This is a genomic window from Devosia albogilva (assembly GCF_042685625.1).
GTDB classification, from domain to species: domain Bacteria; phylum Pseudomonadota; class Alphaproteobacteria; order Rhizobiales; family Devosiaceae; genus Devosia; species Devosia albogilva.
The window spans coordinates 3,066,618-3,087,630 of the sequence record NZ_JBHUNP010000001.1 but is presented as its reverse complement, the minus strand read 5'-3'; the positions used below and the strand labels follow the sequence as shown (position 1 = coordinate 3,087,630).

Sequence of the window (21,013 nt, the reverse complement as noted above, 5' to 3'; positions counted from 1 at the left end):
CTCCGAAAACTACTCTCTTAGCCAGTCCGCAAGTTCGGAGGCGGTGTTCCGGACATGGTCCAGAACCAACCATCGGTTTCCTGAACGTTGCTTGGTTTCGCCCCATACGATGCGGCGGTATAGCCCCAGGTACTCCCATTCCGCCCAGGTCATGTCGTGGGCAGTCTCCGATGACGGGAACAATGCAATGTGATCCATGGTCTTGTATCCATCGGCTACGCCGAGTTCCCATGGCACCCACCTGCTGTCCTTGCTGTTCTTGCTCGTGAGGAGAACGAACTTCTTCGATTGCCGGATGCGCGTCTTGAGGATGCGGGCGGTCTCGGCGCTGGTATAGGGAGGCATTTGCGGGTCCACCTCGTCCACGTACACACGCGCACCGTGGTTCTCGAGCACAATGGTCGCGCCGACAACAAGATCATCGTCCTTGCTCGAGTGGGAGAGAAAGGTCGCCCCCTCCGGGGACCGGCTTTCCGCATTCTTCCTTATCGATGCCTGTTCATTAACAGGGCGAGACGCTGCGAACGACCGGAGCTCTGCCGAGGTGACGAACTGGACCATGCTTCCTCTCCAGAGCTACCTTTAGCGGTTCGCGGCCCGAGCGGCTGCCTCGATCCAAAAACCGATGTTGTTGTAGCCGTCGTCCAATACCCAGTCGTACTCGCTGTACAGCCGGTTCATTGGTGTCGCCTCTCGACCGACCGTGAATGTAGAAAGCGGGTTCACTCCGGGAAGATCGGCGCCTCTCTGAGGGTGCCTCACGTTGTGGATGTCGATGGCAAGTAACCCCTTCCCGAGTTCGAAGCTGCGCTTGATCTCGTGGCGTACCCATGGGCGGGATGAGGTTTCCCTGCCGAAGAGGACGACGGTGACGGAGGTGCCGGCCAGCTGTTGCTCGATCCAACGCTCGATACCACCGGCTCTTCGCTTTACCTCTTCGAACTCCGCCTTGTCATAGAACGGTGAGGCTTCTCCTCCGGGCCGCAACACCCAAGAGTTCCTCACCTGCATCACCCGGTGGACATCGCGCTTGTAATGGAAACTGAAGAAGACTTTCCTAGGCATGGCTTTCCCACGTGAACTCGATGCACCTGTCCAAGCAGAAACATCTACTCCAGGGTTGCACAATGCTCGAGCAGCGAAGTTCACGGTTTATTAGCCGTATCAGCCGATTATCTATCTGAGCCGAAGCAGTCGCGGTGAACGAGCGTATCCCGTTAGCTTTACTTAAGCCTCCGAACGCTCCGATTACCTGATGTCCGATTCCGCCTTTTTGAGAAATGGGTGAACACTCAGCGGCATGTGCGCCGCGTGCTGAGATCCCATCATTGCCCCATCCGGTTTCTAAACCGCCTTCCTGATCGTAGGAGAGGCAAAGCTGCCCTACCTCTGCAGCCAATCTGACCGGTTCCATGCCGGTGGTGATCGTCCACAGAGGCCGAAGCAAAACACCATCTTTAGAACCTCGGAGGCGCGGACGATTTCCTGAATGTGCCGTGCTTGTACTGGTAATCGACGTGGTCGAGAAGCTGCCGGATCTCATGATGAAGGCGATCCTGATCGGTGGCATCATCACGGGCGATTTCAATCAAGAGGTTCGCAAGAACGGCTGCACCGCCAATGTTCCGACCCTTGGCGTTGGGGCGTTGGGTCCGGCGCTTCTTGCCTTCGACCTCAACGGGGCCGAGCGCTTCGGCGATACGAAGCATGGCGTTTCTGATCCGGGTGTTACTGGCTCCGGTCTGCTGCTTGAGCTCAGCCGTCGCGAAGACCCTCTCGTTGCCGTGGGCCAGTGCCCCGAGGCGCGCCAGCACCAAGAGATCTCCCAAGGTGACATCGGGCTCGAACGCTGGTCGACGGGGCATGGCAGAACTCCAAGGCTGAAGCGCATTGTGGCCTTGCCCGTATTTCGAAACCGTTAGCCTCAGGTCGCCAACACTCGACCGCAAGAGATGGCGAACCGCCATGAGATGACTGTCGACTTGCCCTCTTTGCCGTTTTGGTAGCGTCAGCACACCATCTTCATTCCTCATTTGGTGGCGACTAAAAGGTTTTCCAGCTTAGACACCCGTGACTGCAGTGACGTGGCAAATGACGTCGACATGCCATCATCGATCCATTGGAGGTGACTTTGCGCCAGCAATGCCTGATGGATGATGGCGGCAACCCCGCATCTGGTTGTGGTGTCACGGCGAAGCTCGCCGGCCTGCAGCACCTGTGCTTCGGCCATATCCGACAGTCCTCAAAGCACTTCCGGCAAGTGCATCAAGCCCTGGAAGGGCTGGGAACTTACCAGGGCACCCTAGGCCGAGGGTTCGCCGGGCCGAACCAGTGTCTGGGTGGCGCCCTGAGCCAATAGCTTAGCCGCGATGGGAGACGTGATCATCTATATCACCGCAAAAAACGCCGCCGGCACAGCCACCTCGCTCGGCAGCCCCGAGGCGACAACGAATGCTGCCGCGATGCTGAATTCCTTCTTGCTGACGGTGAACAGGAAGGCGATCAGCTCTTCCCGGTCGTTGGTAAACAACCTCGCGGTCCAACCGACCAGATAACCCGCAAGGTTCAGGCAAAGCGCCGCCGCAGCGATGACGATGGCGTACCATCCGTAGCCGAGTATCGTCCCGGCATTGGGCTCGACCGCGGCGAGCAGCAGGAGCAGGTATGGATCACGAGGTGGACCAGCCACATTCCGACCTGATGGCGGGAATGGACGAGAACAACCGCTGATGATGCAGACAGGCATGGTCGGGGACATCGATGTCGCTTTCGTCTTCGCCATGATCCCGCACCACCAGAGCCCCATCAACATGGCCGAGGCCGAGCTTGAACATGGCGACAATGCTTGGGCCAGAGAGATGGCACAGAAGATCATCGACGCGCAGGAGGCCGAGATCGCCGAAATGCTGGGATGGCTTTCGACCGAAGGCGCCTCCGAGAACGCAGGAAACGAACGTCACTCGTGGTCCGTTATCGACCAAGGCTGTTGTGCGTGGATTGGTAGCGGTCACCGGGTTCCCTCTTCTTCACCCGGGGCAGGTCTTCAAGGCCGGAGTTCATCGCGAGGAACCCGCCGTCGTCCAGGCGATCGAGGGTCAGGAGCCCAGCCCGTTCGAAGATGATCCAGATCCGGCGTTCCGCCCGGGCGAGCCGAAGCTGTATGGACAGCAAACGCCTGCTCATGAATCGGCAGTCTTCCCCGTCCAAGTCGCCGGGCCACACCCCTTCATGGAACAGGCGGTGTACGAAGTAGTCACGCTTGTCCTTGATCCACTTCAGGTACCTGATGTCCTCCGCCGCGATGCCGTGTTTTTCCAGAACCTTGATGAGTGATCCCAGTGTAGAACCTTGAAGCGTGGCCCGTTTTGCCACGAACCGGTCCCACCGGTCGGCGTCTTCACCGAGCCTGTGCTGCACCTTGAGTCGGTCGCACATCTGCATGGCGCTGATCAGCATGTCCTCGAACTTGCCGACTGCCAAATAAGTACCGGCCATCTCCTGGCAATAAAGAAATCGAGCCACGTCGTCCTCTGACATGGCGCCGATGATCTCGAGGAGCTGTTCCTTTGACAGTTCGGGACGAAACACCGCTGCTACTCCTCCGCGCGTCGGTCCCGCGTATGATCGCGCGAGTGACCCTTAGGCAATACCGGGTCGAGCCAACGCCTACTTGGCATGCTAACAGGTTTGATCCTGCGCGGGGTCATGTCTCATCACACCGGCTGTTAGTTGTGGCAGTGCTGACGCTTCCACGCCCTGCACAAGACGCTGCGAAAACCTCATCTTGACAGCGAATGATAAATCCATAATCTTCGATATATGGAATCAACACATGCGATCGAAGTCTTCGCTGCACTGTCGCAGTCGACCCGTCTGTATACCTTCCGCTTGCTCATGGAACACGAGCCTGAAGGACTGCCGGCAGGGGAAATCGCGCGCCGCCTAGAGGTGCCACAGAACACGATGTCGTCGCACCTGGGCGTACTAACCCGTGCCGGCCTGATCGAGTCCGAGCGTCACAGTCGTTCGATCGTTTATCGTGCCGTCGTTGATCGTGTTCGGGAGATTGCGAGCTTTCTGGTGCAAGACTGCTGCGGTGGTCGACCGGAGCTGTGCGAGCCGCTCGTCGCCGAGTTCACCCCTTGTTGCCCACCGAAGGAGTCGAGCCATGCCTGACCGCGTCTACAATGTCCTGTTCCTCTGCACCGGCAATTCCGCCCGCTCGATCTTAGGCGAGGCGATCCTCAACCATGTCGGCCAAGGCCGTTTTCAGGCATACTCCGCGGGCTCGACGCCCAGGGGGTCGGTTCATCCAATGACGCTGGAGACGTTGACCAAGGTCGGCATTCCCACTCATGGCCTTCGCTCGAAGGCTTGGGATGAGTTCGCCGCCCCAAATGCACCCAAGATGGATTTCATCTTCACGGTCTGCGACAACGCTGCCGGCGAAGTTTGTCCGATCTGGCCCGGTCAGCCGATGACCGCCCACTGGGGCATCGAAGACCCCGCCGCGGTTGACGGACCGGAGTTCAAGCAACGTGCCGCCTTCGATGATGCCATGCGCTATCTGCGCAACCGGATCGGCGCCTTCATCAACCTGCCGATCGCCAGCATCGACCGCATGGCGCTGAACTCGAAGCTTGAAGGCATTGGCGCCATGGACGGAACGACCACCAAGTCGTCCAAGGTCGCATGATCAGCCCGACTCCCATACCGGGGAACGATCCGAAGTTCCTCGCCGCTCTCACCGAAGCAAAGCTTCCTACCGACGATGTTGGTGAACCTGACCGGTCGTTCTTCAGATTCGAGCAGGACGGTCGACTCCTCGGTTTCGGCGGCTTCGAGCTCTACCGCGAGGACGCCCTTCTTCGATCCGTTGTCGTGCCGCAGGAAAGCCGGGGCACTGGCGCCGTGCGTACAGTAGCCGAGGGCATGCTTCGTGAGATCTCCAATGCCGGCGGCACGCGAGCGTACCTGCTGACCACCACGGCAGCCGACTTCTTCAAGCATCTTGGCTTCGAGGTCATCGACCGTGAGGACGCACCTTCCGCGATCCTCAGGACACGTCAGGCCTCTTCCATCTGCTCATCCGCGTTGATGCTGTTCCGCGCCATCTAGGTTTCCCATGTCCATCTTCGAACGCTACCTGACCATTTGGGTCGCCATCTGCATCGTCGTTGGCATCGCCGCCGGCCACTTCTTCCCTGCCGTCTTCCAGGGTCTGGGATCCTTTGAGTACGCTCAGGTCAACATCCCTATGGCAGTGCTCATCTGGCTGATGGTCGTGCCCATGCTGGTCCGCATCGACTTCATGAGCCTGCGGCAGGTCGGTTCCTACTGGCGCGGCATCGGCGTCACCGTCTTCATCAACTGGGCGATCAAGCCCTTCTCGATGGCGCTGCTGGGGTGGCTCTTCATCGGTTGGCTGTTTCGCCCGATGCTGCCGGAGATGCAGATCGACAGCTACATCGCCGGCCTGATCATCCTGGCCGCGGCACCGTGCACCGCCATGGTGTTTGTCTGGTCGAACCTGGTCAGGGGCGAACCGCACTTCACCCTTTCTCAAGTCGCCCTGAACGACGCCATCATGGTCGTCGCCTTTGCCCCAATCGTCGGCCTACTGCTAGGGCTATCGGCGATAACCGTTCCCTGGGACACGCTGCTGCTGTCGGTCGGCCTCTATATCGTCGTGCCCGTCATCGCCGCCCAGCTCTATCGTCGTTGGCTGCTTGCCAATGGCGGCATCGACGCCATTAACCGGGTGCTGGCCGTCCTGCAGCCGATTTCGATCGCGGCGCTGCTGTTAACACTTGTCATGCTCTTCGGCTTCCAGGGCGAGCAGATCATCGCTCAGCCCACAGTAATTCTCCTTCTGGCTGTGCCGATCCTGATCCAAGTTTACCTGAACTCCGGACTGGCCTACTTCCTGAACAGGGTCTCCGGGGAGCAACACTGCGTCGCCGGGCCCTCCGCCCTGATCGGCGCCTCGAACTTCTTCGAGCTCGCCGTTGCCGCCGCAATCGCCCTGTTTGGCTTCAACTCGGGAGCAGCGTTGGCCACCGTCGTCGGCGTGCTGGTCGAAGTGCCGGTCATGCTGTCGGTGGTCTGGATCGTGAACCGCAGCAAGGGCTGGTACGAACGTAGCGCAGCCGTCCGTCACAACACTGAAACGAGGGCCGCCGAATGAGCATCACTATCTACCACAATCCCGACTGCGGCACGTCTCGCAACACGCTTGCGATGATCCGGCAGTCTGGTGTCGAGCCCACCGTCATCGAATACCTCAAGACCCCGCCCAGCCGCGAACGGATCGTCGAGCTGGTCTCCGCTGCCGGCATTTCCCTGCGCGATGCGATCCGCAAGAAGGATACGCCTTTCGACAAACTCGGCCTTGCCGATCCGGCCAAGACCGACGACGACCTGCTCGATGCCATAGAAGCGCACCCGATCCTGCTCAACCGTCCGCTCGTGGAGACCCCGGTGGGCACCCGGCTCTGCCGGCCATCCGAAGTCGTGCTCGACATTCTGGAGAACCCCGATATCGGGCCGTTCATCAAGGAAGACGGCGAAGTCATCATCAATGCCGAAGGAAAGCGGCTTGTCTGATTTGCCCAACGTCCTGTCTGCAGCCTTCCAGGTTCCCGATTTCGGCCAGCTCGTCGCTCCTGCCCTCGACCACAAACCACGCATTCTGATGCTCTACGGCTCGCTCCGAGAGCGCTCCTATTCCCGGTTACTGACCTTCGAGGCGCAACGGCTGCTTGAGGCCTTCGGCGCCGAGGTCCGCATCTTCCATGCCAATGGGCTGCCGTTGCCGAACGACGCCCCCGACACCCACCCGAAGGTTCAGGAGCTGCGCGAGGCCATGCTGTGGTCGGAAGGCCAAGTGTGGACATCGCCGGAACGCCATGGTGCGATGAGCGCGGTGTTGAAGTCGCAGATCGACTGGATACCGCTTCCTGGCGGCGCCATTCGGCCCACGCAGGGTCGGACTCTGGCGGTCATGCAGGTGTCGGGTGGGTCCCAGTCCTTCAACGCCGTCAACCAGATGCGCATTCTCGGACGCTGGATGCGGATGGTGACCATCCCCAACCAGTCCTCGGTGGCGAAGGCCTTCCAGGAGTTTGACGAAGACGGTCGCATGAAACCGTCATCCTACTACGATAGGGTCGTCGACGTAATGGAAGAGCTGGTGAAGTTCACGCTGATCAACCGCGGCGTATCCGGCTACCTGACCTCCCGCTACAGCGAGCGCAAGGAAGCGGCAGCCAAACTCGAGGAGCGGGTCGGCCTCAAGTCGATCTAGGATACGATGGCCGATACCCACTCCAATGCCGACGCCATCTGGCTCGGCGTCACCCAGATCATCGGGTACGGCACCCTCTATTACAGCTTCAGCATCCTTGCCCCGAACGTCGCCGGCGACCTGCAAGCACCGGTGGAGTGGATCTTCGGCTGCATCTCCCTCGCACTGCTCGCCGGCGGGCTCGTCTCGCCCTGGGCAGGCGGGCTAGCAGATCGGGTCGGTGCAGGCAGGGTTATGTCGATAGGCTCGATTGGTGCTGCCGCAGCGCTTGCGGCGGGCTGGCGGGGAACGCCATGGCCTTCCTGACTAGCGTGATCCTTGTCGAATTGGCGTAGGCCTTCGTGCACTATTCCACGGCGTTCGGGTTCCTCGCCCAGACAACGGGCTCCGCGCGCAGCGCAGCATTACTCACCTCACGCTGATCGCAGGCTTTGCGTCGACGATCTTCTGGCCGCTAACCACCTGGCTGCTGCTAGCCATGGACTGGCACCGCATTGGCGCCATTCGCCTTGTCGGTCTCCCTCGGCACTATCGGACCGGAGCCATCGCTCTGGGTCTTGGCTGGCGCCGGCACCTGCTGCGTCGCGGTGTTCGCTGAAGTGTGGCGTCGCTGCTGTCCGTCAAGATCAGTAATGCCAGCTCGTTAGTGCACAAAGATCACGTTCTGCAATTTACCTATCTCGCAACCGCTCTATAGATCTGGTCACGTCATTAGGCTCTGGCGCGTGCTCGACAGGAGCATTCCGTCGGGATGCCGGGAAATTCTTTCCCGACTTCCGACACTTCGTAGCCGAGCGCTTTCACGCAACCAAACAAGTCGGCGAGGTCGAACCCCTGGCCACTGCGGACGGTCATGCTTGCGCCGCTCAGCGAAACTCCGACATAGGCAATGCCCGGGAGCCGATTGACCGCGTTCTCCAGCACCTGGACGCAGCCGTCGCAGGCCATCCCGGCGATCCCGATCGTCAGCTTCTCCCCGACCCCCAGGACGTCATGCATCGAAGCTGACCTTGCCGGCCATGTCGAACTCGTAGACATCGTCCCGGAAACTGACGACCCCGTTCCGGTTCGCCCACGCCGAGATGTAGGTCGTGTGGATCTCCGGAGGGTTGGTTACCTCGACGTCCTTCCGCTCGCCGGTGGCGAATACATTGGTGACCTCGCCCGGGCCCCAGTCCCCGTTGTCGCGCAGCACCCAGCCGACGAAATCCTGGACTTGGTCGACGCGGACGCAGCCTGACGAATAGAACCGGGCGTTCTCCCCGAACAGACCCTTGGTCGGCGTGTCGTGCAGATAAACGGCATGGGGATTGTGGAAGTTGATCTTGACGTTCCCCATCGAGTTCTGCGGTCCCGGATCCTGGCGGAACCGGTAGTTCACCGCTTCCTCGGTCTGCCAGTTGATCTGGCTGGGTTGGAGCTCCTGGCCGTTGCCGTCGAGAATGCGGATTTTCTGCTCGGTAAGGTAGTTCGGGTTTTCGTTCATGTACTTGATCAGGTCACGCCGGATGATCGAGACCGGCACGTTCCAGTACGGGTTGAAGTTGATCTGGTGAATGCGGCTCTTGAGGATGGGCGTCTGCCGGTCGATGCGTCCGACCACGGCGGTGTGCCGGCGCTGCACCATCCCGCCTTCGACAACCTCGATGAAGGCGGCGGGAATGTTCACCACGACGTAGCGGTCCGCCAACGCCGACGCCATGTTCTGCACCCGCAGCAGGTTGAGACGAAGCTGGTGCAGTCGGGTCTCGGCCGGTACATTGAGGGCATACCAGGTAGCTTCGTCGACCTGTCCGCTTACCTGAAGGCCATGACGGGCCTGGAAGCGTCGCAGGGCGGCGTCGGTCTGAGCGTCCATGGCCTCATCGACCCGCTCCACCATGGCCATGTCTGCCGACGAGATCAGGCGACGCTTGAGCTGCACCACCCCATCACGGTTGACGCCCATGGTAACGCCATATGTCTCCTGCGGCACCTGTTCCCAGCCGCCTCGAGCCACAAAGGGCTCATACTGGGCGATGGCCATCTGCAAGTTGTTGGCAGTGTCGTAGCTGAGAATGGGCTCCACAGTGTCGATCGCCTGAATAGCTGCAGCGCTATTGGCCTGCTGTTCGGCATCGCTCAAGGTGCGGGTTTGGTTCATCATGTCCCAGAGCGACTGCGCGCGCGCGGGTTGCATGATGGGAAGGGTGGCGGCCATGCCGAGCGGGAGCAGCCGCATGAAGTCTCGTCTCTTCATCTCTCGATTCCAGTTCGAAAATGCAAAAATGTGGCGCTGGCATTGCGCCGAAGCTGGAGATCAGGAGGCGCGGGGTGGACGGAAGTGCTTGGAAGGATGGTAGGTCGCCACGCCAGCGAAACTGGATTGCAGCACGAAATCTGCTTTCCTGCGATGGTCCAACGCCCACGACGCGCCGCAGGGCTCCACGACCGTCACCAGAGAACAGCAGCTCGTTGCATGAGGCGCATGCTGGCCAGTGCAATCAGCGTGCTGATCCCCATGGACCTGAACTGCCGCCGAGACGCCGTCTTCGATGGCAGCGCTCACCGGTGGTGCGACCACCACCAGCGCGAAGAACGAGAGCAGGATGGGCAATAGTTTTCGAGTGAACCAAGCCATTCCAACCAAGGATCCGGCGACAAGTCTGTTAGGGCGTCCATTCTACCGCACAGTTCGGCGACAATGAGATCGCCGGCCCTCAGGGGTCGCGTAGATTCAACCACGCAATTGTTCAAAAGTTGATAACCCGCGCCATGCTCGGTCGTCCGTCTACGACCAGCCCCTGGTAGTCTGCTACAGACGGGCGCCGATCGCTTCCATCTGCTCGATCTCGCGACGTTGCGCCTCAATGATCTCGCCGCACAGAGCGATCAGTTCGGCATCTTCCAGGTCAGCCTCACGGCACATGAGGATAGCGCCGGAATGGTGCGGGATCATGCTGTCTACGAACTGCCGGTCGTCTATAAAGGCTTGCGCCCGGGTACCGAAGAACGACAACACCGTCAGCACACCGAAGGCGGCGTATAGGACGATGTTCGTCCGGCGCTTCGGGAACATGCCGGGCATGGTCGCAAGCATGAAAATGCCCATGGGCGCCCACATGGTCACGGCCATGTAGAACATGTTGAGGTTGTTCCGGAAGTCCCGCCACCCGTCGATCATGGAGAACATGACGACGTACATGACGATCAGCCCCAGGATCATGTTGATCCAGAACATCAGGTAAGGACGCCCGTGAGCCCCATGGGAGCTTTGGTCCGAGTGGGGAGCCGTGTGATGCGCGTGATCCGTCATGCTTCAATCCTCCATGTCAGGGCCGCTATGGCGACTTCTTTGCTCGGGCGCACGCACAAGAAGCACTGTGCTTCTCGCCGGCATCGTGTTCTTTCAGTAGCCGTCCTGCGGACGGGAATGTGGTCTGGTTCCCAATGATCGACTGAAGGGGGCCTTGCCACGGCGTGAAGGTCAAGCCCCAAGTAAGGGAAGATCGATGCACCGGCGCCGCATTCCGGCGCACTGCATAGGAGGCTTTCCTTCACATGACTTCACGCCCCTTGAACCGCATGAAGACCTCGTCACCCGCGCCGCTCGGCGACCAAGGGCATTCCGGGAACAGCCAAGCCCCGCACGGTGGGGCGCAGATGCAGCAGCCGTCGTGCGGCCATGGCTGGATCGTGCCCCTCCAGGACGTACCCCGCCATTTCGCCGGTTCCACACCTGCAAGGCGGTGGGCACTGCTGCGAAGGACCGAGATATCGGCATCGCGACACCGACACCGACAGCAAGACTATCTCGGATGAAACCGCGCCTTTGCATCTCGGCAATCTCTCCTGCTTGATTGCTCTTCATCAAGAGCCCGATCAATACGCACAACGGCCTCTTCACTGCGACATTATCATTTTCTCGGCTAATGCGAGCATTGAGTGGTCCTCCGCCGCACCTCGTGAATATACGGTACTCCGATGTCATATCTCGTACCGTCAATCACCGTGCAAAGCTCCCTGCCGTCGCCCCATCGCCCATAGGGTGGATCGAAACCATCGCCTCCGGCTTGATCAACACCACCTATCAGGTCGGATCCGCGGCGGGTCTGGCCGTGATGGTGGCCTTGGCGGCCTGGGTCGCACCTCATGGCGGCACCGGAACGGCGGACCTGCTGCCTGGCTTCCAGACAGCCTTCTTCGGTGCAGCTGTGGCGGCCTTTCTGGGCACAGCGGCAACCGTGGTCCTCGTTCAACGGCCTCCGCCGGCATCAGTCCACAACAAGGCGTTGCTCGCCTGGTCGCTGACATTCCAGTGCACTGCAGCCATCGACCAGGTTCCAAACGTGTTTCCCGTCAAACAGGCAGAGCCCCATCCCGCCGCGTTGGAGTGCTCCACTTCGACCATGACCGCGAAGACGCTCGACGCGATCCGGAGCCCTGGCCCATTTTGACCCCAGTGAATGGCGCGGCATCATAGCGATTCCGCGGTCAGCTTCCTGTAAGTATCTTTAAGGTATTGTCCTGCAGCATGAATGATGCACGCCAGTCTATCCTACTGCTACTGCTTCTGGGTGCCGCAGTCGTGCCTATTTTGTTCGCGGCGAACTGGGTCGGTCATATCCTCTTCGATGCGCTGCGCGGTCACGGCGCCCATGAGCACGCCGTCTCCTCCCCCAACGCTTCCAGGGCGACGGAGTCTGGTGCCAGCGTAGCCGGCGCGCCATCCCCCTACGACCATACTCCGTGAACCCTGGTGTCGGGCTCAAGAATAGCCAACGAGCGCAAAGAAGAAAAAGCAACATTGGCGCCGAGGAGCAGAACCTCTGGTGGGCGGCGGGCTACAATATCATCGCTATTCCGCTCGCGGCGGGGTGCTTTTTTTTGGGCCGGTATCGTGCTTGCGCCGGCGGTTGGTGCAGTGTTGATGTCTGTCAGTACCGTAATCGTCGCGATCAACGCACAGTTGCTGCGCCGGCTGGACCTCAGTCGCTAAACTCGGTTTGTGCCACCGATCTTGAGGATATGGAAACACTGAAAGATCAGAAGGTATTCCTGCAAACCTCCGCTCCTGCCACACGGCAGAGATCGCCAGGCTACCTGATTGAAGGTCATGTGGCTGCCGCGGCGACAAGGGTATTGTTGGACGCTGCCCCTTTGAGCATCCGCGGATGCGTGACCGATGCCCCCCCCTCCGACAGCTATGACGTGATCGCATTGGATCCGGGCAGCAGTCTGCGTTCATGCGATTCCCGCGCGCAGCAGCTGTAGGGACCGTTCTGGTCGTGGGCGGAAGAAGGGGCGCCGATGGCACCCCTTCCCGGTTTCTAGTTTTGTGTCTCGGCTCCGGCTTGCTCCTCAAGCCAGGAAATCATTTCGGCGATCTCCTGCTCCTGGGAGTCGATGATCTTTTGGGCCATCGCCTTGGCGTCTTCGTTGTCGCCGTGCTCAAGCTCGGCCTTGGCCATGTTCACCGCACTCTGATGGTGAGGAATCATGCCGCATACGAACGCCACGTCGACGTCATCTGCCATCATGCCCATCATCATCAGTCGGTTCATCTCGTCCATCCCTGCCATGAGGGCCATGTGAGCTTCGTCCATCTGCCCAGGCTCCATGGACATTTCCTCCATGGGATGCTCGCCGCCGGTCATGCAGATTTCCGGAAGCTGGATTTGACCCGAGGTCATGCCGGACATGTCATGACCTTGATGGTCCTGGGCGAAAATGGCTCCCGTCGAGACGGCTAGCAGGAGGCTTGCGGCAGTGGTTGCTTGTAAGAAGTTCATCTTGATCATTCCTGTGGTTTCGAGAAAAGTTCCGAAATTCAGGAATTCCTTGGTGGACGATCCAGACGGTGAATCGGCCAACGCACGTCCACGTGCAGCGGCATCAATTGGTGGGACCCTCCGCTCCACCCGGGAGTTTCGGCGACGGCGGGCACCGGCAAGGCTGCCAAACACAGACCCAGGCCGCAGCACTCCGGCAAGGTGTGATGCTGCTGCCCGCAAAGGGGCGAGATACATGCGTCACCGGAATGAACGTGGTTCTGCTGCACGTGATGCCCAGCGGCAGGTTGGCTTGCCATTGCGCCGTGATGAAGCGTCAAACTCGCCAACACGGCGAGCATGATTACAATCATCAGCGGCAGGCGCCATCCGCGCCTTCTTTCGACATACCGATGCATCCTGATTGAACTGGCCTTACCTAGCTTGGTTCCCCATTGCTTGACCAGGAATCGCGGCGCACAGCGCACTTCTCAGTGTCCGCCGCGGTCGCGCGGTAGAGCATCACTTCGCGCCCGTCCGGCAGCGCCAACGCCGAGCCAAGAACCGTCATACACGGCCATCTCCTGGTTTCACCCGAAGGGCTCGCGACGCCCGGATAAGCCGCATTGGATAACCGAGATCCATACCCGCTGGGCAAGGTACTGAAAGTCGGCGCCCCGGCCATGCTTCACCGGCATGGTGCCGGATACCACCGGAACCGAAACGTCCTCCACCGGCGCACCCGCCGTGTCATTGTGGAGATACAGCTAGCGCAATCCTGCCCTCGGCACGAAAGCGTGTCGTATCAATCCTTGCGTCCGCGGCGCCGAATCCTTGCAATCTCTGCGCCAGACCTACATGCTCTAGCGACTATAGGAGCAGCGTTGATGGATCACGGCATCGCGATTGGCAAAGTTTCGGAAGCAACCGGAGTGAAGGTGCCCACTATCCGGTACTACGAGCAGATCGGCTTGCTGCCGCCACCGCCCCGGACCGGGGGTAACCGGCGGACTTATAACCGCAAAGACGCGCACCGTTTGACGTTCATCCGGCATTCCCGGGAACTCGGCTTCGAAATAGATCAGATCCGAACCTTGCTCTCGCTGCAGGACCGCCGGGACCAGTCATGCGGCGAAGCCGACGTTAACGCCAGGGCCAGGCTGGTCGAGGTCAAGGAGAAGATCGCCAGCCTCAAGGCGCTTGAGGCCGAACTGGAGCGTATTGTCGAAGGTTGCTCCCATGGGCGGGTCGAGAGCTGCCAGGTCATCGACATCCTTGCCGACCACGGCAAGTGCAAGCACCAAGTCATGCCAGCTCGTGAACTGCGTCGCCGCTCGGTGAAATCATGAAAAATGATATCCATTTCTGAATTTGAATACCCTACGCCACATTCTTATGAAAAACGCTATCCACAGCCGAGCGGAGCGACCAGGAAGGTGAGGCAGGCCTGACTGGAAACTAACCCTGCCGACCGTCGCCGGTCTCACCAGAGAACCCCTCGATCTTGACGCCCAATGGCATCACCGATGGTGGATCGTTGTTCTCGATGACGTAGATTTGGCCGAGCTCGCCGAGGCCGGCGAGGTGCTTGTAGAACGCCTCGTCGAGCGCGGTGCCGGCGATGACCTTCTCATCGGCTTCGAGTTCGCCATGCCGCTTGTAGTGAAGCGGTTTTCGGTAGGTGACCAGGGAGCCCAACACCACGAAGACCGGATGGGGCATGGGACAGGCCGGGTCTTCCCCTGTCACGCTACAGGGCAACCTCGATGAGTCGATCACCCCGGGCACGCGCCTTCGGGGTCGAGAGGCGGTCCCCCGGTGCCATAGCGGTTGAAGACGTAGCGCTTCTCGCAAACGTCGGCCGCCGGCAGCTGTAGTGTCTGGTCGAACAAGTCGGTGCCCTCATTGAGGATCGGTGGCTAGATGCCCCTTCACCGCCGTTCGACCCTCGTTGACCTGCCAGACGTGGGGACTGGAATAGGGGGCCAGTGTTGGACCCGTCCCCCGCCTCAAGGTTTGGAAAACTCGGTGGCAACTCGGCCAGGAATGGGGCCGGCGTCCTGCCCTGTTCAATGCCGAGGGGGAGCCGGCATTCGCGTGTCCCCCCAGATTGTTTTTGGGCCGGAGCTGCCCGCTCCGGCCCAAATTGCTTACTGGTTTGATCCGCCGTAGACGATGCCGTTCGGGCGATCACCGACCGGGACAGTCTTGACGACGTCCTGGCTCGCCACGTCGATGATCGACACAGTGTCGTCGGCAATGTTGGTCACGAACACGAATGCCCCGTCAGCCGATGCCGAGACGCCGTGTGCCCCGTCTCCCGTGGTGATCGTCTTGAGCACCTGTCCAGTTGCGGTCTCGATTACGGAAACCGTGTCGTTCGGCTCCGCCTCGGAGCCCTGGTTGGCCACATAGACGTAGGCTCCATCGGCGGTGGCGAACATCTGGATCGGGTTCGGCCCGACGTCGATCCTGTTCGTCACCTCGTGCGATGCAGTGTCGATGACGGCTACCCGGTTCTCGTCTCGAAGAGAGACGTAGACTTGATCGCCCGAGGGCGTGAACCCGACCTGAACGGGCGCTGTGCCCACCTTGATGCGGGCGAGCTCCGTCAGGTCCTGGGTGTCGATGACGGACACTGAGCCGTCCTCGACATTGGCCACATAGAGCTCGCTCTCATCCGGGCTAAGGCGCAGCCCGTGCGGATAGGCTCCGGTCGCTATGCGCTCGATCACCGAAGCCGCTGCGAGATCAACGACCGCAATCTCGTTCCCGCCGGACAGGGAAACATAGGCACGCCCCTGGCGATCGGCGACGACATGCGCCGGATGCGCCCCGACTTCTACGGTGGCGACAGGTTGCGATAGTCGCTGTGGATCGAGCACCACCAGAACTCCTCGGCCAGCTTCGGCCTCGGCGTGTGCGTCGTCAGCCGATCCGTGAGCGTGATCGGAGGCAGGGCTCCCGACCGCGAGCAGCAGGTTCCCGCCCGGCGTCAGATCGACATTATGCGGCGACACCCCGATCTGAACGGTTTCCACCGAACCGGTGCCGAGGTCGATGGCGGTGATCGAATTGCCGCCCTCGTTGGCAGAGTAGACGGTTCCGCCTGTCTGGAGGAAACCGGCAAGATCCGGGCTGGCATTCGCCTGCAGCCATGCCTGCATTTCGGCGATCTCACGCTCCTGTGCTTCGATGATCTGCGCCGCCCACTCTCCCGTTTGCGGGTCATCGCCGTATTGCTGCACGATCTTCGCCATGTCGATCGCACCCTGATGGTGCGGAATCATGCCCCGCACGAAAGCGACGTCCGGGTCTTCGGCCATGACGCCCTCCATCATCGGCCCGTGCATTTCGTCCATCGCATCCACATAGGCTTTGGTGAAATTTGTCGCGTCGGGGTCGGAAGGAGACATGGGAGCAGGAGCCCGATCCTCCTGCGCCTGCAGCGGTCCGGGTCGGTGGGCGTCATGCTCTGCCTGCTGGGCCAGAGCCGCGCCGGAGACGCCCATCAGGAGAGTGGCGGAGAGGGCAATTACTGTTCGGTACATCATTGTGCATCCTTTGGCGCCGGAGAAACCACGTCACATCCTCGGACGTGCGGTTTCCGGCTTCGTCTGATTGTCGGTTGCTGGAGCAGCCGGGAACGAACGGCTCCCGGCCGTGCTTCACTATGCAATCGACGTCAGACGCGGTGGCCTCAGGATGCCTGAAGGATTTCGGCCCAGGTCGCTGGGCTGAATGCGAAGGAGCGGCTCCCCGTCCAGTGTTGGCAATGCCGGCAGCGGATCGGGAAGCAGGGCAAGAAAGGTGCAGACCTGTCCGCAATCGCGATCCGGCGCCGCTTCAGGGTGACAGCATGGTTCGTCCGCAACCTCGCTGCGGTCGTCGGAATGCGAATAGGCGTCCTGCTGCGCACTGGCAACGGCCTGATCCTGGTGCGTGGCATGCGTGCTTGAGCTGGCATGTGCCGTTCCCAGGACAGCGAAAGCGCTGAAGACGAGCAGCAGCAGTCCGGTCATGAACTGGCGCAGCCAGTCATTTCTCGACCAGAACGTTGCAGTCGAGCTCCTGCTCATGGCGTGGCTTTCTTCACGCACCCGATGACATCCATGTGCCCGCCAGCATCCGGCGGCCTCAGGCAGCCTGAGCTACTGACAGGGGCAGGTTCTGCCCCGCAGTCCCCGCTCCGGATCAAACTGGTGTCAAACGGGTGAATCATGAACAGCTTCAGATCTCCTGCGCGCTGCGGAAACGCCCGAAGACCTTCTGGTCGGCGGGAGCGAACAGAAATACCTCGTAGGGCTCGGCAGTCACGCCCGGGAAGTCCATGCCGGGCGACCCGGCTGGCATTCCAGGAACCGCGAGGCCCGTGGCCGCCGGACGCTCGGTCAGGAGACGCTGGATTGCCGCGGCTGGAACGTGGCCTTCGACGACATAGCCGTCCACTTCGGCCGTGTGGCACGAGTAGAGGGCCGGGGGCACGCGGAGCTGCTGTTTGATGGCGTCGATGTTCTGCGATTCAACGATCCGCACCGGAAAGCCCGCGGCCTCGATATGCTCGGCCCACCCCGTGCAGCAGCCGCAGCTCGGATCCTTGGTAACGGTGACGAGCGGCAGACTTGCGGCATACCCTGTCACCGGCACTGAAAGCAGAACAGATATCGAGCCAAGACCTGCCACGAAGGCTCTCCGGCTGATGGCATGGTCATTTCGCATCTTTTGTCCTCACAGCCACGGCCGACGATCTCAGCGGAAGAATGCGCAGCTGATCAGGGCCGTGCATGGCGGGCTTCCTGTTGGCACCGACTGGCAGATACTACCACAGCCGCCGCCGCAGAACTTGATGCAGCGCAAGGAAGAGATACGTTGCTCGAGGTTCCAGCCTCCTGAAGCGTATCGGTCAACTCGGTCTCCTACAATTTGGTGGCGCGTAGCCGCGACGCGTTGGCAATGACGCTCACCGATGACAACGCCATCGCTGCCGCGGCGATGATCGGCGAGAGAAGAATGCCGAAGAACGGGTAGAGGACCCCAGCGGCCACCGGTACGCCCAAGGCATTGTAGATGAAGGCGAAGAACAGGTTCTGCCGGATGTTGCCCATCACCGCCTGCGACAACCGCCGCGCCCGCACGATGCCAACAAGATCGCCCTTCAGCAGGGTGACGCCCGCGCTCTCCATCGCCACATCGGTGCCGGTGCCCATGGCAATGCCGACATCCGCCGCTGCGAGTGCCGGCGCATCATTGACCCCGTCGCCGGCCATCGCCACCACCTCGCCGGCCGCCTTGTGCCGCTGCACGACCTCGCTCTTCTGATCGGGCAGGACCTCGGCCTCCACTTCGTCGATGCCGAGCTGACGCGCGACGGCCTTCGCTGTCGTCCAGTTGTCTCCGGTGAGCATGACCACCCGGATGCCTCGTGCTTTCAGCGCCGCGAGCGCCTCCGGCGTCGATGCCTTTACCGGATCGGCGATGGCGAAGATCGCCGCCACCTGTCCATTGATGCCCATGAAGATCGCGGTTGCCCCATCCTCGCGCAACCTGTCTGCCTGCTCGGCCAGCGGGGCGACATCGACCCCTTGTTCGGCAAGGAATTTTGCATTGCCAAGCGGGATTGTCTTGCCTTCGACCACGCCAAGCGCGCCCTTGCCAGTGGGCGAGTCGAAATCTGCAACTGGTGCGATCACCAGTCCTCTCTCTTCGGCTGCGCGCACGATGGCGAGCGCCAGCGGATGCTCGCTCGCCCGCTCCACGCTGGCGGCAAGGCGCAGCACCTCCTCCTCGGTGAAGCCGGCTGCCGGAATGATGGCAGTCACCGCCGGCCGGCCCTCGGTGAGTGTGCCGGTCTTGTCGACGATGATCGTGTTCACCTTCTCCATATGTTCTAGCGCCTCGGCGTTCTTGATCAGAACGCCATTCTGAGCGCCGCGCCCGACGCCGACCATGATGGACATCGGCGTTGCAAGGCCGAGCGCACAAGGACAAGCGATGATGAGGACGGAAACGGCTGCGATAAGGCCGAAGGAGAAGCTCGGCTCGGGGCCCCAGATCGACCAGGCGATGAAGGCGAGGACAGCGACGAAGATCACTGCAGGCACGAACCAGCCCGATACCTGGTCGGCGAGGCGCTGGATGGGTGCACGGCTGCGCTGCGCCTCTGCGACGAGCTGGACGATCTGCGACAGCATGGTGTCCCGGCCCACCTTGCGTGCCTCGATCACCAGCGCGCCGGACTGGTTCATGGTGCCGCCAATCGCCCTCGAACCCACCTCCTTGGTCACCGGCATGGACTCGCCGGTCACCATCGACTCGTCGACGGCGCTGCGGCCTTCCAGGACTTCGCCGTCCACCGGCACCTTCTCGCCGGGCCGGACCCGTAGGCGGTCGCCGACATGAACGCCGTCGAGTTGAACCTCTTCCTCGGTGCCATCATCACCAATTAGCCGCGCGGTCTTGGGCGCAAGGTCGAGCAGCGCCCGGATCGCGCCACTGGTGCTCTCGCGGGCACGCAGCTCCAGTACCTGCCCGAGGAGCACCAGCACCGTAATAACCGCAGCCGCTTCAAAGTAGACCGCGACCGAGCCATCCGGCTGTCGGAAGGCATCCGGGAAGATGCTCGGCGCCAGCGTCGCTACGATGCTGTATACCCACGCCGCACCCGTCCCCATCGCAATCAGGGTGAACATGTTGAGGTTGCGCGTAACCAGCGATTGCCAGCCGCGCTGGAAGAAGGGCCACCCTGCCCAGAGCACGACCGGCGTGGCGAAGAGCAGCTGGACCCAGTTCGAGTTGCGTTGGCTGATGAGGTGGTCGAGGCCGATCAGGTGGCCGCCCATCTCGAGCATGAACACTGGAATCGTCAGCGCCAGCCCAATCCAGAAGCGCCGCCGCATGTCGATCAGTTCCAGATTGGGCTCAGCTTCAAGGCTGACCAGCACCGGCTCCAACCCCATCCCGCAGATGGGGCACGAACCCGGGCCGATCTGCCGGATCTCCGGATGCATGGGGCAAGTGTAGACCGTCCCCTCGGGAACGGGCTCCGCCTTGGGCGCAGCGACGGCCGGGTCGAGGTAACGTTCCGGGTCGGCCGTGAACTTCGAGCGGCATCCCGCCGAGCAGAAGTAATATGGCCGGCCAGCGTGCTCGACCTTGTGCTCCGTCGTATGTGGATCGACCATCATGCCGCAGACTGGGTCCTCGACACGATGGGCGCTGTCGGACGGGGCCGCCTCCGTACCGTTTGGGTGCTGCGGTCCGTGATGGTGCCCCGAGTGGTCGGGGCCGTGTTCGTGATGATGTCCCGATCGGTGATGCTCGCCGCCGCCCTTACCTGAGCCATTCTCCTTCGAGGCACCCGGGGAGAGTTGGTGTTGGTCTTTGCTCGTTCTGGCCATCATGTACCTCGTCCGGGAAGTGCTCGAGAATCGTCATTATCCAGCGTGCGCCTTCCCACTGTTGGAAGGTCAAGAGACAATCGCCAGTCGCGTGTCCGCGACTATGGGCTGGGATCGACACAAATGCCACCGAGCGAAGGCACGAGCTGCTGTGACAAGGAGACGAAGATGCTCCTGGTCGAGAGGGCCTTCACTCCTGAGTATGCCACCTCTCCGCACCTCGAGATGGCAGTCTTTGACATGAGCTATCCGCGGATCGGCCTGACGTCGCATCCCTCCAAGGATGCACAATCACATCGGGCGTATCGTGCCCTATCGGAACCAACTGCGACCGCATCGATCCCGTGCTCGGCCACATGAACGGCAGCACCTGCCTGATGCATGGACAGCATCAGTGCGAGCAGCGCGAACACAACGGGCAATAGCCAACGATGGATTGAGATGTTCATTCCTCACCACACCGTCCGGATCATCCAGCCCATCATCCTTAGCCTAAGGTTAAGTCGGGCAAGACTACGTCATCGATGGCAGCGACACTCGGGCAAGACCCCGCACTAGAC

The 21,013-nt window shown here is 61.2% G+C and carries 27 protein-coding genes and 1 pseudogene; 12 read left to right on the top strand and 16 right to left on the bottom strand.

Annotation, left to right across the window (positions count from 1 at the left end):
* Window positions 1–9: 9 nt before the first annotated feature.
* Window positions 10–561, bottom strand: a complete 552-nt coding sequence (locus ACFSX5_RS15480) for a toll/interleukin-1 receptor domain-containing protein (protein WP_386834635.1) — start codon at window positions 559–561, stop codon at window positions 10–12.
* A gap of 21 nt (window positions 562–582) precedes the next feature.
* Window positions 583–1,065 (bottom strand): TIR domain-containing protein, encoded by a 483-nt coding sequence (locus ACFSX5_RS15475; protein ID WP_386834633.1) that lies wholly within the window; start codon window positions 1,063–1,065, stop codon window positions 583–585.
* A 431-nt stretch (window positions 1,066–1,496) separates the two neighbouring features.
* On the opposite strand from ACFSX5_RS15475, the gene ACFSX5_RS15470 reads away from it, so the two are divergent.
* Window positions 1,497–1,922, top strand: a complete 426-nt coding sequence (locus tag ACFSX5_RS15470) for a hypothetical protein (protein WP_386834632.1) — start codon at window positions 1,497–1,499, stop codon at window positions 1,920–1,922.
* A 107-nt stretch (window positions 1,923–2,029) separates the two neighbouring features.
* Here the strand turns inward: ACFSX5_RS15470 and ACFSX5_RS15465 are convergent, their stop codons facing one another.
* Both ACFSX5_RS15465 and ACFSX5_RS15460 read right to left on the bottom strand, forming a co-directional pair.
* Window positions 2,030–2,230 carry a hypothetical protein gene (locus tag ACFSX5_RS15465; RefSeq protein ID WP_386834630.1) on the bottom strand — a complete coding sequence of 67 codons (201 nt, stop codon included), beginning with the start codon at window positions 2,228–2,230 and terminating at the stop codon, window positions 2,030–2,032.
* A 156-nt stretch (window positions 2,231–2,386) separates the two neighbouring features.
* Entirely contained in the window at window positions 2,387–2,782 is a 396-nt protein-coding gene (locus ACFSX5_RS15460; RefSeq protein WP_386835696.1) for a hypothetical protein, read from the bottom strand.
* On the opposite strand from ACFSX5_RS15460, the pseudogene ACFSX5_RS15455 reads away from it, so the two are divergent.
* Window positions 2,730–2,858, top strand: a pseudogene (locus ACFSX5_RS15455) (DUF305 domain-containing protein); the annotation flags it as partial. The gene ACFSX5_RS15460 and the pseudogene ACFSX5_RS15455 sit on opposite strands and share 53 nt — an antisense overlap.
* Window positions 2,859–2,970: 112 nt before the next feature.
* On the opposite strand, the gene ACFSX5_RS15450 reads toward ACFSX5_RS15455, so the two are convergent.
* Window positions 2,971–3,588 (bottom strand): hypothetical protein, encoded by a 618-nt coding sequence (locus tag ACFSX5_RS15450; RefSeq protein WP_386835695.1) that lies wholly within the window; start codon window positions 3,586–3,588, stop codon window positions 2,971–2,973.
* Between the two features lie 231 nt (window positions 3,589–3,819).
* On the opposite strand from ACFSX5_RS15450, the gene ACFSX5_RS15445 reads away from it, so the two are divergent.
* From ACFSX5_RS15445 to ACFSX5_RS15415, 7 genes are read left to right on the top strand one after another with little or no spacing between them, the layout of a single operon-like run.
* A complete protein-coding gene (locus ACFSX5_RS15445) occupies window positions 3,820–4,176 on the top strand; it encodes an ArsR/SmtB family transcription factor (protein ID WP_386834629.1) in 357 nt (118 codons plus the stop codon).
* Complete coding sequence (locus tag ACFSX5_RS15440; protein WP_386834628.1) at window positions 4,169–4,696, top strand: arsenate reductase ArsC; 528 nt, start codon at window positions 4,169–4,171, stop codon at window positions 4,694–4,696. Before ACFSX5_RS15445 ends, ACFSX5_RS15440 begins: the two co-directional genes overlap by 8 nt.
* The gene (gene arsN2, locus ACFSX5_RS15435; protein WP_386834627.1) at window positions 4,693–5,118 is read left to right on the top strand and encodes an arsenic resistance N-acetyltransferase ArsN2; all 426 of its coding nucleotides are present in this window, start codon (window positions 4,693–4,695) and stop codon (window positions 5,116–5,118) included. The genes ACFSX5_RS15440 and arsN2 overlap by 4 nt, the downstream gene beginning before the upstream one ends.
* Before the next feature lie 7 nt (window positions 5,119–5,125).
* Entirely contained in the window at window positions 5,126–6,187 is a 1,062-nt protein-coding gene (arsB, locus tag ACFSX5_RS15430) for an ACR3 family arsenite efflux transporter (RefSeq protein ID WP_386834626.1), read from the top strand.
* Window positions 6,184–6,606, top strand: coding sequence for an arsenate reductase (glutaredoxin) (gene arsC, locus ACFSX5_RS15425; RefSeq protein WP_386834624.1), 423 nt, complete (start codon window positions 6,184–6,186; stop codon window positions 6,604–6,606). The genes arsB and arsC overlap by 4 nt, the downstream gene beginning before the upstream one ends.
* A complete protein-coding gene (gene arsH / locus ACFSX5_RS15420) occupies window positions 6,581–7,306 on the top strand; it encodes an arsenical resistance protein ArsH (RefSeq protein WP_386834622.1) in 726 nt (241 codons plus the stop codon). The genes arsC and arsH overlap by 26 nt, the downstream gene beginning before the upstream one ends.
* A 6-nt stretch (window positions 7,307–7,312) precedes the next feature.
* Window positions 7,313–7,612 carry a hypothetical protein gene (locus ACFSX5_RS15415; RefSeq protein WP_386834621.1) on the top strand — a complete coding sequence of 100 codons (300 nt, stop codon included), beginning with the start codon at window positions 7,313–7,315 and terminating at the stop codon, window positions 7,610–7,612.
* A 405-nt stretch (window positions 7,613–8,017) separates the two neighbouring features.
* On the opposite strand, the gene ACFSX5_RS15410 is transcribed toward ACFSX5_RS15415, so the two are convergent.
* From ACFSX5_RS15410 to ACFSX5_RS15390, 5 genes are all read right to left on the bottom strand, one after another.
* The gene (locus tag ACFSX5_RS15410) at window positions 8,018–8,305 is read right to left on the bottom strand and encodes a heavy-metal-associated domain-containing protein (protein ID WP_386834620.1); all 288 of its coding nucleotides are present in this window, start codon (window positions 8,303–8,305) and stop codon (window positions 8,018–8,020) included.
* Window positions 8,298–9,527, bottom strand: coding sequence for a L,D-transpeptidase family protein (locus ACFSX5_RS15405; RefSeq protein WP_386834619.1), 1,230 nt, complete (start codon window positions 9,525–9,527; stop codon window positions 8,298–8,300). Before ACFSX5_RS15405 ends, ACFSX5_RS15410 begins: the two co-directional genes overlap by 8 nt.
* 78 nt (window positions 9,528–9,605) lie before the next feature.
* On the bottom strand, window positions 9,606–9,926 hold the full coding sequence (locus tag ACFSX5_RS15400) for a hypothetical protein (protein WP_386834618.1): 321 nt from the start codon (window positions 9,924–9,926) through the stop codon (window positions 9,606–9,608).
* Between the two features lie 174 nt (window positions 9,927–10,100).
* On the bottom strand, window positions 10,101–10,526 hold the full coding sequence (locus tag ACFSX5_RS15395) for a DUF305 domain-containing protein (protein ID WP_449240236.1): 426 nt from the start codon (window positions 10,524–10,526) through the stop codon (window positions 10,101–10,103).
* Window positions 10,527–10,882: 356 nt separating this feature from the next.
* Window positions 10,883–11,077, bottom strand: a complete 195-nt coding sequence (locus tag ACFSX5_RS15390) for a DUF411 domain-containing protein (RefSeq protein ID WP_386835660.1) — start codon at window positions 11,075–11,077, stop codon at window positions 10,883–10,885.
* Window positions 11,078–11,358: 281 nt separating this feature from the next.
* On the opposite strand from ACFSX5_RS15390, the gene ACFSX5_RS15385 reads away from it, so the two are divergent.
* Together ACFSX5_RS15385 and ACFSX5_RS15380 are read left to right on the top strand one after the other, a co-directional pair.
* Entirely contained in the window at window positions 11,359–11,742 is a 384-nt protein-coding gene (locus ACFSX5_RS15385) for a hypothetical protein (RefSeq protein ID WP_386834615.1), read from the top strand.
* Between the two features lie 292 nt (window positions 11,743–12,034).
* The gene (locus ACFSX5_RS15380; protein ID WP_386835693.1) at window positions 12,035–12,559 is read left to right on the top strand and encodes a hypothetical protein; all 525 of its coding nucleotides are present in this window, start codon (window positions 12,035–12,037) and stop codon (window positions 12,557–12,559) included.
* 56 nt (window positions 12,560–12,615) lie between these two features.
* Here ACFSX5_RS15380 and ACFSX5_RS15375 read toward each other — a convergent pair whose 3' ends face one another.
* Window positions 12,616–13,158, bottom strand: a complete 543-nt coding sequence (locus tag ACFSX5_RS15375) for a DUF305 domain-containing protein (protein ID WP_386834614.1) — start codon at window positions 13,156–13,158, stop codon at window positions 12,616–12,618.
* A gap of 785 nt (window positions 13,159–13,943) precedes the next feature.
* On the opposite strand from ACFSX5_RS15375, the gene ACFSX5_RS15370 reads away from it, so the two are divergent.
* Entirely contained in the window at window positions 13,944–14,405 is a 462-nt protein-coding gene (locus ACFSX5_RS15370) for a MerR family transcriptional regulator (RefSeq protein WP_386834612.1), read from the top strand.
* Between the two features lie 109 nt (window positions 14,406–14,514).
* On the opposite strand, the gene ACFSX5_RS15365 is transcribed toward ACFSX5_RS15370, so the two are convergent.
* The 5 genes from ACFSX5_RS15365 to ACFSX5_RS15345 form a co-directional block, all read right to left on the bottom strand.
* Complete coding sequence (locus ACFSX5_RS15365; RefSeq protein ID WP_035083822.1) at window positions 14,515–14,778, bottom strand: hypothetical protein; 264 nt, start codon at window positions 14,776–14,778, stop codon at window positions 14,515–14,517.
* Window positions 14,779–15,206: 428 nt separating this feature from the next.
* A complete protein-coding gene (copM, locus tag ACFSX5_RS15360) occupies window positions 15,207–16,607 on the bottom strand; it encodes a CopM family metallochaperone (RefSeq protein WP_386834611.1) in 1,401 nt (466 codons plus the stop codon).
* Window positions 16,608–16,727: 120 nt separating this feature from the next.
* Window positions 16,728–17,156 (bottom strand): hypothetical protein, encoded by a 429-nt coding sequence (locus ACFSX5_RS15355; protein WP_386834610.1) that lies wholly within the window; start codon window positions 17,154–17,156, stop codon window positions 16,728–16,730.
* Between the two features lie 130 nt (window positions 17,157–17,286).
* On the bottom strand, window positions 17,287–17,775 hold the full coding sequence (locus tag ACFSX5_RS15350; RefSeq protein ID WP_386834609.1) for a DUF411 domain-containing protein: 489 nt from the start codon (window positions 17,773–17,775) through the stop codon (window positions 17,287–17,289).
* Between the two features lie 197 nt (window positions 17,776–17,972).
* Complete coding sequence (locus ACFSX5_RS15345; protein ID WP_386834607.1) at window positions 17,973–20,453, bottom strand: heavy metal translocating P-type ATPase; 2,481 nt, start codon at window positions 20,451–20,453, stop codon at window positions 17,973–17,975.
* Window positions 20,454–21,013 lie beyond the last annotated feature (560 nt).